The organism is Kineococcus rugosus (assembly GCF_050871975.1).
Classification (GTDB): domain Bacteria; phylum Actinomycetota; class Actinomycetes; order Actinomycetales; family Kineococcaceae; genus Kineococcus.
In genome coordinates this window covers 54,377-71,065 of sequence record NZ_JBJLSJ010000005.1, presented here as the reverse complement: position 1 = coordinate 71,065, position 16,689 = coordinate 54,377, and the positions used below count along the sequence as shown (strand labels likewise).

Annotated in this window: 16 protein-coding genes; 12 read left to right on the top strand and 4 right to left on the bottom strand. The window is 75.1% G+C overall.

The window, feature by feature from the left end; genetic code table 11:
* Positions 1-149: 149 nt before the first annotated feature.
* From ACRYM6_RS03960 to ACRYM6_RS03950, 3 genes are read left to right on the top strand one after another with little or no spacing between them, the layout of a single operon-like run.
* Positions 150-2,474 carry an ATP-dependent DNA helicase RecG gene (locus ACRYM6_RS03960; protein ID WP_432541329.1) on the top strand — a complete coding sequence of 775 codons (2,325 nt, stop codon included), beginning with the start codon at positions 150-152 and terminating at the stop codon, positions 2,472-2,474.
* Positions 2,471-3,193, top strand: a complete 723-nt coding sequence (locus ACRYM6_RS03955; RefSeq protein WP_432541327.1) for an ABC transporter ATP-binding protein — start codon at positions 2,471-2,473, stop codon at positions 3,191-3,193. Before ACRYM6_RS03960 ends, ACRYM6_RS03955 begins: the two co-directional genes overlap by 4 nt.
* Positions 3,190-4,815 carry a DUF6297 family protein gene (locus tag ACRYM6_RS03950; protein ID WP_432541325.1) on the top strand — a complete coding sequence of 542 codons (1,626 nt, stop codon included), beginning with the start codon at positions 3,190-3,192 and terminating at the stop codon, positions 4,813-4,815. The genes ACRYM6_RS03955 and ACRYM6_RS03950 overlap by 4 nt, the downstream gene beginning before the upstream one ends.
* 33 nt (positions 4,816-4,848) lie before the next feature.
* On the opposite strand, the gene ACRYM6_RS03945 is transcribed toward ACRYM6_RS03950, so the two are convergent.
* On the bottom strand, positions 4,849-5,475 hold the full coding sequence (locus tag ACRYM6_RS03945; protein WP_432541324.1) for a TetR/AcrR family transcriptional regulator: 627 nt from the start codon (positions 5,473-5,475) through the stop codon (positions 4,849-4,851).
* Between the two features lie 106 nt (positions 5,476-5,581).
* Between ACRYM6_RS03945 and ACRYM6_RS03940 the strand changes: the two genes are divergently transcribed.
* The 8 genes from ACRYM6_RS03940 (at position 5,582) to mutM (ending at position 11,972) form a co-directional block, all read left to right on the top strand.
* Positions 5,582-7,576 (top strand): glycoside hydrolase family 3 protein, encoded by a 1,995-nt coding sequence (locus ACRYM6_RS03940; RefSeq protein ID WP_432541322.1) that lies wholly within the window; start codon positions 5,582-5,584, stop codon positions 7,574-7,576.
* 86 nt (positions 7,577-7,662) lie between these two features.
* Complete coding sequence (gene rsmD / locus ACRYM6_RS03935) at positions 7,663-8,250, top strand: 16S rRNA (guanine(966)-N(2))-methyltransferase RsmD (protein ID WP_432541321.1); 588 nt, start codon at positions 7,663-7,665, stop codon at positions 8,248-8,250.
* A 10-nt stretch (positions 8,251-8,260) separates the two neighbouring features.
* Complete coding sequence (coaD, locus tag ACRYM6_RS03930) at positions 8,261-8,779, top strand: pantetheine-phosphate adenylyltransferase (RefSeq protein ID WP_432541320.1); 519 nt, start codon at positions 8,261-8,263, stop codon at positions 8,777-8,779.
* A gap of 23 nt (positions 8,780-8,802) precedes the next feature.
* Entirely contained in the window at positions 8,803-9,357 is a 555-nt protein-coding gene (locus ACRYM6_RS03925; RefSeq protein ID WP_432541318.1) for a hypothetical protein, read from the top strand.
* A 136-nt stretch (positions 9,358-9,493) separates the two neighbouring features.
* Positions 9,494-10,087, top strand: coding sequence for a YceD family protein (locus ACRYM6_RS03920; RefSeq protein ID WP_432541317.1), 594 nt, complete (start codon positions 9,494-9,496; stop codon positions 10,085-10,087).
* A gap of 2 nt (positions 10,088-10,089) precedes the next feature.
* Positions 10,090-10,293 (top strand): 50S ribosomal protein L32, encoded by a 204-nt coding sequence (gene rpmF, locus ACRYM6_RS03915; RefSeq protein ID WP_432511737.1) that lies wholly within the window; start codon positions 10,090-10,092, stop codon positions 10,291-10,293.
* Between the two features lies 1 nt (position 10,294).
* Positions 10,295-11,044 carry a ribonuclease III gene (rnc, locus tag ACRYM6_RS03910; protein ID WP_432541431.1) on the top strand — a complete coding sequence of 250 codons (750 nt, stop codon included), beginning with the start codon at positions 10,295-10,297 and terminating at the stop codon, positions 11,042-11,044.
* A 1-nt stretch (position 11,045) separates the two neighbouring features.
* A complete protein-coding gene (gene mutM / locus ACRYM6_RS03905) occupies positions 11,046-11,972 on the top strand; it encodes a bifunctional DNA-formamidopyrimidine glycosylase/DNA-(apurinic or apyrimidinic site) lyase (protein ID WP_432541316.1) in 927 nt (308 codons plus the stop codon).
* Positions 11,973-12,005: 33 nt separating this feature from the next.
* Here mutM and ACRYM6_RS03900 read toward each other — a convergent pair whose 3' ends face one another.
* Genes ACRYM6_RS03900 through ACRYM6_RS03890 form a run of 3 tightly spaced genes read right to left on the bottom strand, consistent with a single transcriptional unit; the run spans position 12,006 to position 15,213 of the window.
* Positions 12,006-12,902, bottom strand: coding sequence for a carbohydrate ABC transporter permease (locus ACRYM6_RS03900; protein WP_432541315.1), 897 nt, complete (start codon positions 12,900-12,902; stop codon positions 12,006-12,008).
* Positions 12,903-12,905: 3 nt separating this feature from the next.
* Positions 12,906-13,826, bottom strand: a complete 921-nt coding sequence (locus ACRYM6_RS03895; protein WP_432541313.1) for a carbohydrate ABC transporter permease — start codon at positions 13,824-13,826, stop codon at positions 12,906-12,908.
* A gap of 22 nt (positions 13,827-13,848) precedes the next feature.
* Positions 13,849-15,213, bottom strand: coding sequence for an extracellular solute-binding protein (locus ACRYM6_RS03890; protein WP_432541312.1), 1,365 nt, complete (start codon positions 15,211-15,213; stop codon positions 13,849-13,851).
* 179 nt (positions 15,214-15,392) lie between these two features.
* Between ACRYM6_RS03890 and ACRYM6_RS03885 the strand changes: the two genes are divergently transcribed.
* A complete protein-coding gene (locus ACRYM6_RS03885) occupies positions 15,393-16,670 on the top strand; it encodes an ROK family transcriptional regulator (RefSeq protein WP_432541311.1) in 1,278 nt (425 codons plus the stop codon).
* Positions 16,671-16,689: the final 19 nt, after the last annotated feature.

Below are 16,689 nucleotides of genomic sequence, written 5' to 3'. Positions count from 1 at the left end.
GCAGGTGCCCGGCCATCCCGAACACCGTCGAACACCATAGCCGAGGTCCAGCCGTCGGGTGAAACCGACGCGTCCGGCGAGGCCCCGCCGCGCGCGGCGCGCCGACGGCCCGGGCCCCCGCGGCCGGGGACCGCCGGTAACCTGCCCGCGTGGTTGACCTGGACGCCCCGCTGTCCAGCCTGCTGCCCGGGCGGGGTCGCGGGAAGAAGGGGGACCCGGCCCGCTGGCTGTCGCAGCTGGGCCTGGAGACCGGCCGGGACCTGCTGTGGCACCTGCCGCGCAAGTACGCCGACCGCGGCGCGCTGACCCCCCTGCGCGACCTGGAGGTCGGGGAGAACGTCACGATCCTCGCCGAGGTCGTCGACGCCGGGAAGCCCGCCGTCCTCAAGAGCCGGCCCGGCGCGCGGCTGGTCGTGACGCTGTCCGACGGCCGCGACAAGGTCACCATGACGTTCTTCATGAAGAGCGTCCACCAGTTCGGGCACGTCCAGCAGGACCTCCAGCCCGGGCGGCTGGTGCTGGCCTCGGGCAAGGCCGGGCAGTTCAACGGCACGTGGCAGCTGGGCCAGCCCGACTACGAGCTGCTCGAGGACACCGACGAGGACACCGGCGAGGGCACCGGCACCGACCCCGGCGGGGCCCTGCGGGACGGCGTGCGGACCGCCACCCGCGCCGACCGGCCCATCCCGCTGTACCCCGCGACCCGGGACTGCCCGAACTGGCTGATCCGCGACTGCGTCGCCACGCTGCTGGACCGCCTGGGCGCCGCCGACGGGTTCGAGGAGTTCCTGCCGCCCGACGTCGTCGCCGCCGAGGACCTGCTCAGCCCGCTGGAGGCCCTGCGCGCGGTCCACGCGCCCGTGGACCGCGCGCAGCTGGCCGCGGGCCAGGACCGGCTGCGCTTCGAGGAGGCGTTCGTCCTGCAGACCGCGCTGGCGATGCGGCGCGCCTCGACCGCCGCGCAGCGGGCCCTGCCGCGCGTGGCCTCGGCCGACGGCCTGGCCGCCGCGTTCGACGAGCGGCTCCCGTTCCCCCTCACCGGCTCCCAGCGCGAGGTCGGCGACGAGATCGCCGCCGACCTGGCCCGGCCGCACCCCATGCAGCGCCTCCTGCAGGGCGACGTCGGCTCCGGCAAGACGCTCGTCGCGCTGCGCGCCATGCTCACCGTCGCCGACGGCGGGGGGCAGGCCGCGCTGCTGGCCCCCACCGAGGTCCTCGCCGCCCAGCACCTGCGCTCCATCACCGCGATGCTCGGCGACCTCGCCGCCGGCGGCCTGCTGGGCGGGGACCCGCGCGGCACGCGGGTCGTGCTCCTGACCGGGTCGATGGGGGCCGCCGCGCGGCGCGAGGCGCTGCTGGCCGCCGCGAGCGGTGAGGCGGGCATCGTCATCGGCACCCACGCCCTGCTGCAGGAGGGCGTCCAGTTCGCCGACCTCGGCCTCGTCGTCGTCGACGAGCAGCACCGCTTCGGCGTCGAGCAGCGGGACGTGCTGCGGCGCAAGGGCAACGGCATCCCGCACCTGCTGGTCATGACCGCCACGCCGATCCCCCGGACGGTGGCGATGACGCTGTTCGGGGACCTGGAGACGTCGGTCCTGTCCGAGCTGCCGCCCGGGCGCGCCGAGGTGCAGACCGTCGTCGTCCCGCAGGACCGGCCCGCGTGGGTCGACCGGACGTGGCAGAAGGTCGCCGAGGAGGCGGCCCTGGGCCGGCAGACGTACGTCGTGTGCGCGCGCATCGACGCCGACGACGACGCCGTGGCCGACGGCGCGCAGGAGGCGCTGCTCGAGGAGGGCCCGGCCCCGGCCGCGCCGCGCGGCGGACCGGGGCGCGGGCCGGGGCGCGGGCCCGGGCCGCGCCCGGCGGCCGCGGTGTCCCAGGTCGTCGAGGTCGTGCGGCACCACCCCGCCACCTCGGGGCTGCGGATCGACGTCCTGCACGGCCGGCTCGCCCCGGCCGACAAGGACGACGTCATGGCCCGCTTCGCCGGCGGCGAGCTCGACGTCGTCGTGGCCACCACCGTCGTCGAGGTCGGCGTCGACGTGCCCAACGCCAGCGTCATGGTCGTCGTCGACGCCGACCGGTTCGGCATCTCCCAGCTGCACCAGCTGCGCGGGCGCATCGGCCGCGGCGGGCTGCCCGGCACCTGCCTGCTGCTGTCCGGCACGACCGAGGGCTCGCGCGCCGGGCGCCGGCTCGCCGCGCTGGCCCGCACCCGCGACGGGTTCGAGCTGGCCCGCCTGGACCTGGAGGAACGCCGCGAGGGCGACGTCCTGGGTGCCGCGCAGTCCGGTCAGCGCACCTCCCTGCAGCTGCTGGGCGTCCTGCAGCACAGCGAGGTCATCGAGCGGGCGCGCGGCTACGCCCGCTCGATCGTCGGGACCGACCCCGACCTGGCGGGGTCCGCCGGGCTGGCCGCCGCCGTGGCGGCCCGCGTCAGCGGCGACACCGAAGCGTTCCTGGGACGGACATGAGCACCAGCACGTCGAAGGACCGGTCCCCGGGGCGGCGGGAGGTCGTCCTGGCCCTGCGCGACCTGCACGTGGGGTACGGCGACCCCGTCTGCGCGCCCGTCACCGTCGACGTCGCCCGCGGCGAGGCGCTGTGCCTCGTCGGCGCCAACGGCGCCGGCAAGTCGACGGTGCTGCGCGCGGTCGCCGGGCTGCTCGAACCCCTGGGCGGCACCGTCGAGCTGCACGGCGAACCCGTCGACGAGCGTTCCGTGCGCTTCCGCCGCGAGGTCGCCTGCGTCTTCGACGAGGACGCCTGGTTCGCGGAGCTGTCCGTCGCCGAGCACCTGGAGCTGGTGGCCCGCGGCCACGGCGTGCGCGACGTCGTCGACGTGGTCGACGCCGAGCTGGCGGCGCAGCGGCTCACCGACGCCGTCGACCAGCTGCCCACCTCGCTGTCCAGCGGGCAGAAGCGCCGGCTGCTGCTGGCCGCGGCGCTCGTGCGCCCCCGCTCGGTGCTGCTGCTGGACGAGCCCGAGCAGCGCCTGGACCCCACCGGCCGGGAGGCGCTGGCCGAGCGGCTCGTCGCCGAGCGCGACGCGGGGACGGCCCTGGTCCTGGCGACCCACGACGTCGTCCTGCTGCGCCGGCTCGCGACCCGCGCCGTCGTGATCGACGACGAGGCCTGCCCCGTCGTGGACGCCGAGGAAGCGGCCCGCATCGTCAGCGACCCCGTCCGGTGACCGACCTCGTCGGCCCCCTCGCCGACCAGCCGTACCCCACCCGCCGCGAGCTGCGCGACGAGGCCGCGCCCTCGCGGGCCGCGCGCGGCCTGCGCGCCACCGTCGTGGACACCTACACGACGGTCCTGCAGGTCGCCATCGCCTTCCTGCTGCTGCTCGGCGGCAGCGGGTCCCTGCGGAACGCGTTGCGCGCGGGGCTGTCGGCCACCGGCGGCGGGCCGGGCTGGACGGTGCAGACGTCCGCCGTGCTGACCGCGGTGGGGATCTCGGCCGCCGCCACCGCCTTCGGCCTGGCCGTCTGGTGCCGGCTGGGGCCCGTCTCCCTGGGCACCGCCCCCACGACCTGGTGGACGCCGCTGCCGGTCGACCGCGGCGGCCTGCTGCGGCCGGTGGTGCGCAACCGCGCGCTGGGGACCGCGCTGGCCGGCGGGGCGTTCACGGCGTGGGCGACGTCGGTGGCCTTCGGGGTCGCCGGGACCCTGACCGCCGGGCTGGTGGCCGCCGGGCTGCTCGGCGGCTTCGCCGTGGGGGCCGGGCTCGCCGGGGCGGGGTACCTGCTCGTGGTGCGCCCGGCCGTGCGCTCGGGGGTGCCGGCGCTGCTGCGCGCCGGACGGCTGCTGGACGCCGCCGGGGTGCTGGTGGTGGTGCTGCTGGCCGCCGGCGCCGCCGTGGGGATCCCGCTGGACGCCGTCCACCCGCGCTCGGTGCTGCTGCCGGCCGCGGTGGTGAGCGCGGGGGCGCTCGTCGTCCTGGTCGTCGCGGGGCGGTGGGCGCTGGCGCGGGCCGCGGAGGTGAGCTCGCCGTCGCTGCGCCGCGGGGCGTCGCGGCTGGAGCGGCTGACGTCGTCGGTGCTGCAGTTCGACGTGCGCGAGATGGGGCGGGCCCTGTCGGCGGACTCCGAGGGCCGGGTCCGGCGCCGCCGGCGGTTCGGCCGCGTCCGGGGGCCGGTCGCGGCGGTCGTGGCGGCCGACGTCCTGCTGCTGCGCCGGCAGCCGCGGCGGCTGGTGACGGCGGGGGTGCTGGTGCTCGTGCCGTTCGTGCTGGCCGCCGGCACCTCGGCGCACCGCGCGGTGGTGGCCCTGCTGCTGTGGCTGGCCGGGTACGCGGCGGCCACGACGCTGTCGGAGCCGGCGCGCGGGCTGGCGCTGGTCCCGGCCGCGGCCCGGACGCTGCCGATCGCGGCCTCGACCGTCGTCATCGTGCGGTGGATCCCGGTGGCGGTGCTGTCGACGGCGTGGGGCGCGCTGGCCTACCCGCTGGCGGTGACGACCTCGGGCCTGCTGCACGGGGAGTCGATCGGCGCGTCGTGGTGGTCGTGGGCGGCGCTGGGGGCGCTGGCCGGGCCGGGGTTCGCCGCCGCCGCCCTGCGGGGGGCCGTGCGGCCGGACCCGGACCTGGCCAAGCCGGTCATCGCCACGGCGATGGGGGCGCTGCCGCCGGGTGCGGCGGCCGCCACGACGACGGGGCCCGACCTCGCGGTCCTGGTGAGCGTCCCGGTGCTGCTGGCGACGCTGTCGCGCGGTGCCTTCGACTGGCTGCTGCTGGGGCAGGCGCTGGCCTCGACGGCGGCGGTCGGGATCGGCTGGGCCTACGCCGCCCACCGGGCCCGCCGGATCTCCTAGGCCGGTCGGCGGCCCGGTCCCCGGGCGGCGGGGTCAGGACAGGTCGAGGGTCGTCACCGACGCCAGGTGGGCGCGGACGTCGGCGGCCATGTCGAGCTGCTTGCCCAACAGCAGCCACTGCACCTGCAGGCCGTCCATGAGCGCGAGCAGGGCCCGGGCGCAGCGGGCGGGGTCGGCCCCCTCGCGCAGCCGGCCCTGGGCGCGCAGCTCCTCGAAGACCCGCCGGGTGCGCCCGGCGAGGTTCGCGTAGCGCTCCTGGAAGTACGCGTGCGCGGGGTGGTCGGCCGAGGTGGCCTCGGCCGACAGCGTGCAGTGCAGCTCGACGAGACCGGGGGTCGCCTGGTTGCGCTCCAGCAGTTCCAGCACCGCCCGCAGGTGCGACTCCGGCTGCGCCGCCGCGTCCGGCTCGAACAGCGCGCGGTCGCGCTCGCCGCGGGCGCGCAGCACCGCGGCGAGCAGCGCGTCCTTGGTGGGGAAGTGGTACGTCAGGCCCTGCTGGGAGATGCCGATGCGGTCGGCGATCTCGCGCAGCGAGGCGTTGCGGTACCCGGAGGCGGCGAACACGGTCAGGGCGGCGTCGAGGATCTCGCGCCGCCGCTGCGCCGACTTGGCGTACTCGCCGCGCGCCCCGCGCGGGCGGCTGGTGTCGGGGGTCGGCACGCGACCACCCTCCCACGGCCCAATTTCTGAACAGCCTGAGAATTCCGTGTACGGTGCCGGTGCCCGGCGGCGTCGCCGGGCGGTACCCCCGGTTCGAAGGAGAATCATGGACGGACACCTCACGACCCCCCGCCGCCGCGTCTCGCGCGCGGTCGCCGCGCTCGCCGGGCTCGTCGCCGTCACGGTCGCCGGCACGACGACCTCCAGCGCGGCACCGGCCGCCCCCGCCGCCGCGAGCGGGCAGCCGCTCCTGTCCACCCGCGGCGCCGAGGTCCTGCAGGTCGGTGGCCTGCGCTTCCGCGACCTCGACCGGGACGGGCAGCTCACCCCCTACGAGGACTGGCGGCTGACCCCCGACCAGCGCGCCGACGACCTCCTCGGGCGCATGGACCCGGCCCAGCGCGCCGGGCTGCTCGTCCACGGCAACCTCACCTCCTCCGGCACCACCTACGACGTCGCCGCGACCGCCCGCGACGTGGCCGACCGGCACGTCACCACGTTCATCACCCGGCTGTCGGCCGAACCCGAGCAGATCGCCGAGGCGAACAACCTGGTGCAGCTCATCGCCGAGCAGCAGCCGCTCGGCATCCCCGTCCTCGTCTCCAGCGACCCCCGCAACGGCTTCTCCGTCACCGAGGGCCAGACCGTCGCGCGCGCCGGCACCACCGCCGTGCCCGACCCGACCGGCCTGGCCGCCGCCGGCGACCCCGACCTCACGCGCCGGGTGGCCGACGTCGTGCGCCAGGAGTTCCGCGCCGTGGGCATCGCCGAACTGCTCGGGCCGCAGGCGGACCTGGCCACCGAACCGCGCTGGACGCGCATCAACGGCACCTTCGGCTCGGACGCCGGGACGGCCCGCGAGCAGGTGCGGGCCTACGTCGACGGCACCCAGGGCGGCGCCGGCGGCCTGGGCCGCGACAGCGTCGCCACCGTCACCAAGCACTGGGCCGGGTACGGCGCCCAGGTGAACGGCTACGACTCGCACTACCACTACGGCCGCTACGCCGCGTTCCCCGGCGGGGACTTCGAGGAGCACCTCGTCCCCTACGACGGCGCCTTCGCCGCCGGGACCGCCGGCATCATGCCGACCTACTCGATCCTGCAGGACCTCGTGCGCGACGGGCGGCAGGTCGAGCAGGTCGGCGCCGGGTTCAGCACCTACCTGCTGCAGGACGTCCTGCGCGGGGAGAAGGGTTTCGACGGCGTCGTCCTGTCGGACTGGGGCATCACCGGCGACTGCCCGCAGGAGTGCCTCGACAACCGCCCGCCGGCCAGCTTCATCGGCTCCTGGGGCGTCGGGATGCCCTGGGGCCTGGAGGGCGCCACCCGCACCGAGCGCTTCGCGAAGGCCCTGAACGCCGGCGTGGACCAGATCGGCGGGGACTCCGACTCCACGCAGGTCGTGGCGGCCGTCGAGCAGGGGCTGCTCAGCCCCGAGCGCGTCGCGCAGGCCGCCCACCGCGTGCTCGTCCAGAAGTTCCAGCTCGGGCTGTTCGAGAACCCCTTCGTCGACCCCGCGGCCGCCGGCCGGATCGCCGGGAACGCCCGCTTCCAGCGGATCGGCGACGAGGCGCAGGAACGGTCGCTGACCCTGCTGCAGAACACCGACGACCTGCTGCCCGTCTCCCGCGCCTCCGTCCGCACCGTCCACCTCGTCGGCGTCGACCCCGCCGTCGCGACGGCCCGCGGCCTGCGCGTCACCGACGACCCGGCGCAGGCCGACCTCGCCGTCGTCCGCGTCGCCGACCCGCGCTCGGGGGACGACCTCACCGGCCTGGAACCGACCGAGGCGCAGGAGGACGTCCGCGCGCTGCGGGCCGCGGCCGCGGCCGGGACCCCGACCGTCGCGGTGCCGAAGCTCGACCGCCCGCTCGTCCTGACGGGCGTGGCCGCCGTCGCCGACGCCGTGCTCGCCAACTACGGCGTGTCCGACGAGGTGCTGCTCGACACCGTCCTCGGCCTGCGCGCCCCGGGGGGCCGGCTGCCGTTCGAGCTGCCGTCGTCCGCGGCCGCCGTCGAGGCGCAGCTGCCCGACGTGGCCGACGACTCGGCCGACCCGCTGTTCGCCCGGGGGGCGGGTCTGTCGTACGACCGGCGCTGACGCCGGCCGGGACGGCCTTCCTACCCTGGGGCCCGGGGACCCGGCTCTCGCCGTGAGGGCGGCCCCGACGGGACGAGGGGTTGGACGTGACGAGGATCGTGGCCGGCGCGGCCGGTGGCCGGCGGCTGAAGGTGCCGCCGGGGGAGACCACCCGACCCACCAGCGACCGGGTGCGCGAGGCGCTGTTCTCCGCGCTGGAGGCCGCCGGCGCGGTCGCGGGCGCCCGCGTCCTGGACCTGTACGCCGGGTCGGGGGCGCTGGGGCTGGAGGCGGCCAGCCGCGGCGCCGCGCAGGTGGTCCTCGTCGAGGCGGCGCGGGCGGCGGCCGCGACCGCGCGGGCCAACGCGGGCGCGGTCGGGCTGCCGGGGGTGCGGGTCGTGGCCGACCGCGTCGAGCGGTTCCTCGCCTCGCCCGCCGCCGCGGTGGACGGCGGCTGGGACCTCGTGCTCGTCGACCCGCCGTACGCGGTGGCCTCCGAGGAGGTCACCGCGGTCCTGGCCGCGCTCGCCCCGCTGCTGGCGCCGGGCGCCGTCGTCGTCGTCGAGCGGTCCTCGCGCACCGCGCCGCCGGCCTGGCCCGAGCCGGTGACGGACGTGCGGGAGCGGCGCTACGGGGAGACGACGGTGTGGGTGGCGACCTGCGCCCCGCCCGGGCCGGGGACCACCGCCGTCTAGGGTCACCGGCGTGACGGAGACGGCGTGCGTGTGCCCGGGCAGCTTCGACCCCCTGACGCTGGGTCACCTCGACGTCCTGTTGCGGGCGGCGGGGGTGTTCGACGTCGTGCACGCCGCCGTGGCGGTCAACCCCGCCAAGCGGGGCCTGTTCACCGGCGCCGAGCGCGTGGAGCTGGTCCAGGAGGCGCTCGCGGCCTCCGGCGACCGGCGCGCCGAGCGGGTCGTCGTGCACGAGTTCGGCGACGGCCTCCTGGTGGACCAGTGCCGGCGGCTGGGGGCGCGGGTCGTGGTCAAGGGCCTGCGCGGCGGGACGGACTACGCCTACGAGCTGCCGATGGCGCTGATGAACCGGCACCTGGGCGAGGTGGAGACGGTGTTCCTGGTCGGCGACCCGCGGTTCGGGCACGTGTCCTCCTCGCTGGTCAAGGAGGTCGCCCGCCACGGCGGGGACGTCTCGGGGCTGGTGCCCGCGGCGGTGCGTGCGGCCCTGGCCGCGCGGCTGGGGGAGAATGCGTCCGGCTCGGACTGACGGATCGACGAGAGGCTGTTGCTGTGGAGGTGCACGAGAAGCTCGGCGAGCTCGCCGCGCTCGTGTCGGGGGCGCGGGGCGTGCCCCTGTCGTCGTCGGTGGTGGTCGACCGCGAGCAGCTGCTCGCGCTCGTCGGGGACGTCCGGCGGCTGCTGCCCGCCGAGGTCCAGCAGGCCGGTGACGTCCTCGCCCAGCGCGACGAGGTCCTCGAGGCCGCCCGCGCCGACGCCGACGAGGTGGTGGCCAGGGCGCGCGAGAGGGCCGAGGAGCTCATCGACGCCCAGGCCGTCACCCGCGCCTCCCGCGAGCGGGCCGACCACATCGTGCAGACGGCGCGGGAGGAGGCCAAGCGGCTGCGGCTGGACGCCGACGCCTGGGTGGACCGCAAGCTGTCGGACTTCGAGGACGAGCTGGACCGCCTCAAGCAGCAGGCCGCGCGCGGCCGGGACCGGCTGAAGGTGCGCGACGCCGACGCCGACGCCGAGCCCGAGGAGGCGCCGCAGCCCCGGGCCCAGGTCGCCGAGCAGGCCCCGGCCGGGGCGACGGCCGCCTCCGCGGTGCCCGCCGACGGGTCCTGACGCTCCGCCCGGCCCGCCGATTGGGTCGCGGGCCGCACCCTCGGTTACCCTTGGGGGCGGCCTCGGCGCGCGTGGGACTCCCACCAGCGGCGGGGCCGTGTGGTGTGCCGGAACGGTCGAAGGACGAGGTGTGGACGTGAGCAAGAGGCAGCTGCCGGAGGGTCACCTGGACCCGAACGCGCCGCTCGTGCTGTCCACGCACGACCTGGGCCGCCGGCCGGGGACGATGCGCACCCTGCAGCGCACCGTGCCCGCCCCCGCCGACCTCGGGATCGCCGTCATCGGCGTCCCGGAGGGCAGCGACCTCCAGCTCGACCTGCGGATGGAAGCGGTCATGGAGGGCGTGCTGGTCTCCGGCACGGTCTCCGGGACGGCCGTGGGCGAGTGCGTCCGGTGCCTCACCGAGGTCACCGCGCCGGTCGAGGTCACCCTGCAGGAGCTGTTCGCCTACCCCGGCAAGACGCCGGTCGAGGTGGCCGACGACGAGGACGAGATCCGTGAGGTCGCCCCCGGCGAGCTCGTCGACCTCGAACCCGCCGTGCGGGACGCGATCGTGCTGGACCTGCCGTTCCAGCCCGAGTGCGACGGCCCCTGCCAGCAGGACTACGAGATCGGGGTGTCCGAACCGGCCCCCGTCTCCGCAGAACCGGCGGACCCCCGGTGGGCCGCCTTGCAGTCCCTGCTCCCCAGCAGTGACGACTCCCCGTCCGGAACCAGAGAGAAGAGCTGATCGTGGCCGTCCCGAAGCGGAAGATGTCCCGCAGCAACACCCGCGCCCGCCGTTCGCAGTGGAAGGCGTCCGAGGAGACGCTGGTGCGCGACACCGTCCGTGGCCAGGTCGCGTACTCGCGCCCCCACACCGCCCGCGTCGTCACCGACTCCGCCGGCACCCCGCTGTACCTCGAGTACAAGGGCCGCAAGGTCAAGGACCTCTGAGCTGACCGCTCAGCAGGCCCCCGCCGTCACGCCGGGCGACGTCCGAGACGTCGCCCGGCTGACTGCTGCTCTGGGGGTGGAGATCGAGGCGGAGCTGCTGCTGCTCGCCCTGACCCACCGGTCCTACGCCTACGAGCACGGCGGGCTGCCGACCAACGAACGGCTCGAGTTCCTGGGGGACTCGGTGCTCGGCCTGGTCGTGACGCACGAGCTGTACGCGCGGTTCGCGGACGTTTCCGAGGGCCGGCTCGCCAAGCTGCGGGCCGCTGTCGTGAACTCCCGCGCGCTGGCGGACATCGCCCGCGGCCTCGACCTGGGCGCGCACGTGCGCCTGGGCAAGGGCGAGCTGGGCACCGGCGGCCGGGACAAGAACTCGATCCTGGCCGACACGATGGAGGCCGTCATCGGGGCGGCGTACCTGTCCGTCGGCGTCGAGGGCGCCCGGGAGTTCGTGCTGCGCCTGACGGCGCCGCTGATGGACTCCTCCGAGCGCCTGGGCGCCGGGACCGACTGGAAGACCGCGCTGCAGGAGCTGACGGCCGCGGAGAACCTCGGCGTCCCCTCGTACGCGATCACCGAGTCCGGGCCGGACCACGCCAAGAGCTTCACCGCCGACGCCGTCGTGGGGGGCACCGCGATCGGCCACGGCGAGGGCCGCAGCAAGAAGGAAGCCGAGCAGAAGGCCGCGGCGGCCGCCGTCGAGGCGCTGCGGGCGGCCACGGCGGCCGCCGCCGTGCGCGCGTCGTCCTGACGTGCCCGAGCTCCCCGAGGTCGAGGTCGTCCGCCGCGGCGTCGCCCGCTGGGTGGTGGGGCGGACCGTCGCGTCCGCCGAGTTCCTGCACCCGCGGGTGACCCGCCGGCACGTCGAGGGCCCGGCCGACGCGGTCGCGCGCACGCGCGGGCTGGTCGTCGCCGACGCCGTGCGGCGCGGGAAGTACCTGTGGATGCCGCTGGCCGCCTCCGGCGGGGACGCCGCGGACGCGATGGTCGTCCACCTCGGGATGAGCGGGCAACTGCTCGTGGAGGCCGCCGACGCGCCGCCGGAGAAGCACCTGCGGGCGGTGTGGACGTTCGACGACGACCGCGAGGACCTGCGGTTCGTGGACCAGCGCACCTTCGGCGGGATCGCCGTCGTGCCGCTGGTCGGGACCGGTGACGGCGGGCTCGGGGGTGCGGGGGAGTCCCCCGACGCGCCCTGGTCCCGGATGCTCCCGGCGCCGGTCGCGCACATCGCCCGGGACCCGCTCGACCCCGCCTTCGACGACGCCCTCTTCGCGAAGCGCCTGCGGGAGCGGACGACGGGCCTGAAGCGGGCGCTGCTGGACCAGACGCTCGTGTCCGGGGTCGGCAACATCTACGCCGACGAGGCGCTGTGGCGGGCGCGGCTGCACTACGCCCGCCCCACCCGCAGCACGACGCGGGCCCAGGCCGCTGACCTGCTCACCGGTCTGCGCGAGGTCATGACGGCCGCGCTGGCCGCGGGCGGGACGAGCTTCGACGCGCTGTACGTCAACGTGAACGGGGCGTCGGGGTACTTCGACCGGTCGCTGGCCGTCTACGGGCAGGTCGGTCGTCCCTGCCCGCGGTGCGGCGCGCTGGTGCGCCGGGACGCCTTCATGAACCGCTCCTCGTTCTCCTGCCCGACGTGCCAGCCGGTGCCGCGCTCGGCGCACTGGTGACCAGTGCCCCGGCCGGGGCGCCGGCCGGCCGGCTCAGCCCTTGAGCGCGCCGCCGAAGTTGAAGGCACCGCCCAGGCGGCGCGACAGCAGCACGTACAGCACGACGACCGGCAGCGTGTAGAGGATCGAGTAGGCCGCCAGCTGGCCCCACTGCACCGACCCGTACTGGCCGAAGAAGGTGAAGATGCTCACCGAGGCGGGCAGCCGGTCGGGGGACAGCAGCAGGACGAACGGGATGAAGAAGTTCCCCCACATCCCGATGAAGGTGAAGATCGTCACCACCGACATCCCGGGCCACATGAGGGGCAGGACGATGTGGCGCAGCGTCTGCATGGAGCTGGCCCCGTCGGTCCAGGCCGCCTCCTCCAGGGTGAGGGGGACGCCGTCCATGAAGTTCTTCATGAGGAAGATCGACATGGGCAGGGCGGTGGTGGCCATGAACGCGATGGTGCCGCCGAGGGTGTCGACGAGGTTGAGCTGCACGAACAGCCCGTACACCGGGACCATGATGGCGGTGATGGGCAGGCCGGTGGAGAAGAGGATCGTCAGCAGGAACGGCCGCTTGTACCGCGTTTCGAAGCGGGACAGCGGGTAGGCGGCCAGGGTCGCGACGGCGATCGCCAGGGCGGTGGAGCCGACGCACAGTACGAGCCCGTTCCACATGGGCCGGTAGGTCGTCTCCGGGGTCAGGACGGCCCGGAAGTTGTCGAGGCTGAGGTTCGACCCGGGCAGTTCCAGCTTCAGGCCCGCCTCGGCGTTGAAGGCCGCGAAGAGCACCCACAGCAGCGGGATCAGGAACAGGACCCCGAGGGCGGCGGTGACGACGTTGACGACGACGCCGCTGACCCGGGTGCGGGGGCCGACCGGCTTCTGCGCGCCGGCCGACGGCCCGGACGTGGTGAGCGCGGGGACGGGGGTCTGGGTGCTCATGGGTCAGTCCTCCCGCAGCAGTCGCATGTAGACGATGGAGAACACGCCGCCGACCGCGAGCAGGACGAGGGCGATGGCGGTGCCGTAGCCGATCTGGCTGAAGGAGAACGCCTGCTCGTACATGTAGAGCGGCAGGGTCTGGCTCTTGGTGCCCGGACCGCCGCGGGTCATGGTGTAGATGAGGCCGAACACCGACAGCGTCTGCAGGGTGATGAGCATGAGGTTCGTCGTCACGGTGCGCTTGATCATCGGGACGGTGACGAACCGCAGCCGCTTCCAGCCGGTGGCGCCGTCCATCTCGGCGGCCTCCTCGATCTCGGCGGGGATCTCGGACAGGGCCGCGTTGTAGACGAGCATCGAGAAGGCCGTGCCGCGCCACACGTTGGCCAGGGACACCGCGATGATGGGCAGGGTGTACAGCCAGTTCTGGCCCAGGCCCAGGACGCCGATGATCTCGTTGAGCGTGCCGTCCTGGGCCAGGAACGCGTACCAGAGGTAGCCGGCGACGACCTCGGGGATGACCCAGGCCCCGATGACGGTGATGCCGACGAGGGTGCGCACGACCTTCGCCGCGCGCTTCTGCAGCAGCGCCAGCGCCAGCCCCAGGAGGTTCTGCCCGACGACGGCGGACAGGACGGTGAAGACCAGGGTGAGGACGACGGAGTTGCGGAAGGTGTCGCTGCTGAAGGCGGCCCGGAAGTTGTCCAGGCCGACGAACTGGGTGTTGCCCGATCCCGCGCCGGTGAGCGCCGTGTTGGTGAACGCGGCGTAGATGCACCACAGGATCGGGCCGGCCAGGAACACCAGCAGCAGCAGCACCGCCGGGGTGAGGGGCAGGGCCCGGGCGATGTCGACCTTGACCGGGTGCGTGCGGCGGCGCAGTTCCGGTCTGGTGGGCGGGCCGGGGCGGGTCAGCGTGGCCACGGGTGCTCCTTCCCTCTGCGACTCAGAACGTCGCGGTCTTGTCCTCGCCGACGATGCCCTTCACGGCCTCGTCGTAGGCGTCGGCGGCTTCGGACGGGGTGGCCTGGCCGGTGACGACGGCCTCCATGGCGACCTGGATCTCGTTGGAGACGCGTGGGTACTCGGTGTTCTGCGGCCGGTACTGGGTCACCGGGACGAGGCTGGAGAAGAACTCCAGGGTCGGGTTGGACCCGGTGTACTCGGGGTCCTCGGCGACGTCCTTGCGGACGGCCACGGCGGCGGCGTTGATGTTGTAGCGCAGGTTGTTCTCGAAGGACGTCAGGGTGGACATGACGTTCCAGGCGTCGTCGGCGTTCGAGGCGTTCTTCGTCATGGCCCACGTCCAGCCGCCGGACATCGAGATCCTGCCCTCGCCGGAGCCGTCCTTCGTCGGCATGGGGGCCTGGCCCATGACCTCGTTCCACTCCGGCCACGGCGCCCCGCCGGTCTCCAGCCAGGTGCTGGAGACCCAGGACCCGTCGAGGTTCATCGCGAGCTTGCCGCCGGGCAGGAACTCCTCCTGCATGCGGTTGCCGACCTGGGCGTCCAGGGCGATCGAGGGGTCCGGGGCGAGCTTCTCGTCGAAGATCGTCTTGATGAACTGCAGGGAGTCCCGGAACTCGGGGCTGCCGACGTTCCACTTGTCCTGGTCTACGTCGTACAGGGTGGTCCCGGTGCCGTAGAACAGCATCTCGAAACCCTGCATGGAGGCGGCCTCGCCGGCGGCCTTGCCCGCGTACACGTTCAGCGGGGTGACGTCCGGCAGCTTGCCCTTGATCTCGCGGGCGGCGGCGAGGATGTCGTCCCAGCTGGTGGGGGTCCACTCGGTCGGCAGGCCGGCCTGGGCGAAGAGGTCCCGGTTGTACCAGAGCGCGCGGGTGTCGGTGCCGTCCGGGATGCCGTAGGTCTTGCCGTCGGCGGCCTTCGCGGCGCCCTTGGCGACGTCCTGGAACTGGTTCCACTCCTCCCACTTCCCCAGCCAGGAGTCCAGCGGCTGCAGGTACCCGGCGGTGATGTCGGAGTTGATGAGGAACGTGTCCTCGTACACGACGTCCGGCGAGGTGCGCGGGGAGCGCATCATCAGCTGGAGCTTGGTGTAGTAGTCGTTCTCGGCGGCGACGATCGGGACGAGTTCCATGGTCTTGCCCGAGTTGGCCGACTCGTAGGCCGACTTGACGTTGGTGAGGTAGTCCTTCATCACCGTCCCCGAACCCCACTGCTGGTAGGCGACCTTGATCGCCCCGCCGGCGGAGTCCCCGCCGCCTTCGGAGCTGCCCCCGCAGGCGGCGGTTCCGAGCACTGTTCCGGCGCCGAGGCCGGCGATGGTCAGGAAGTTACGACGACGCACAACCCACTCCCTCGTGGCGGTGTCCGATCTCCAGGGCTCGACGGGCCCGCGCTGCGCCGGCCCGTCAGGCCGTTGCGAGGAACGTAAATCCACTGGATTGACTGTGTCAACGGATGCGTCGCATCATTCTGAGAACGATCCCACAGCGCCCGTCCGGGGCTGAGCGCGAGGAGGCGCGGGTGCGACGAGGCACGAACCTGCCGTGGGTGGGGGACTACAACCAGGCCGTGGTGCTCGACGGCATCCGCCGCCACCCGGGGACGTCCCGCACCGACCTGGCCCTCGCCAGCGGGCTCAGCGTCCAGACGGTGTCCAACATCGTCCGGCGGCTCCTGGACCGCGGGCTCGTCCAGGAGGGCGAGACCCGCGCCCGGGGCGGGCCCCGCGGCGGCGGCAAACCCCGCACCGCCCTCGCGGTGCGCCCCGGTGCGGCCCTGGCGGTGGGGCTGCAGTTCGAGCGCGAGCACGTCGACGCCGTCCTGCTCGACCTCGACGGCACCGTCCTGGACGCCGTCCGCCGGCGGCTGCCCGACCCGGCGCCGTCGGTGCGGACCGCCGTGGAGCACGCCACCGGCGCCGTGCGCGGGCTGGTCGACGGCAGCGCCCACCCCGAGGCCGTCCTCGGGGTGGGCGTCGCCGTCCCCGGCCCCCTCGACTTCGCCGGGCCGGTGCGCACCTCGGCGATCAACCTGCCCGGCTGGCGCGGGGTCGCCATCGCCGACCTGCTCACCACCTCCACCGGCCTGCCGGTCCTGGTGGAGAACGACGCGACGGCCGCGGCCGTGGGCGACCTGTGGCGCTCGCCCCGCGTCGGTCGCAGCTTCCTGCACCTGCACGTCGGCGCCGGCGTCGGCGGCGGCGTCGTCGTGCGCGACGAGGTGCTGCGCGGGGAGTCCGGCAACGCCGGGGAGGTCGGGCACGTCGTCGCCGACCCCGCCGGCCCGCGCTGCACCTGCGGGGCCACCGGCTGCCTGGAGGCCGTCGCCGCCCCCGCCGCCGTCGTGGCCCGCTACGCCGGACGGGTGGGGGAGCGGGCCGCCCGCGCCGCCGGTCTGCGGCTGTCCCCGCGCACCGCCCTGGACGACCACGACCGGCTCAACCTGCTCGCCGCCGCCGGGGACGCGAACGCCGCCGCCGAGCTGGACGCGGCCGCCCGGGCGATCGCGCGGGTCGTCCTCGGGGTCGTCAACGTCGTCGACGTCAGCGAGGTCGTCCTGGGCGGCAGCGGCCTGCGGCTGGCCGGGGACCGGGTCCTGGCCGCCGTGCGCGCGGCGCTGGGGGTCGCCATGACCCGCGAGGTGCACCCCGTCGAGGTGCGCCTGGAGGAGGTGGGGGAGCGGGCCGCCGCGCTGGGCGCGGCCGGGGCCGTCCTGCACGAGGCGCTGTCCTCGACGTGGGTGGGGGTCCACGTGCCGCCCCGGGAGATCGTCATCTCGCCCGTCGCGCCCGTGCACTGAGGGTCGGTCGCACCCCCGT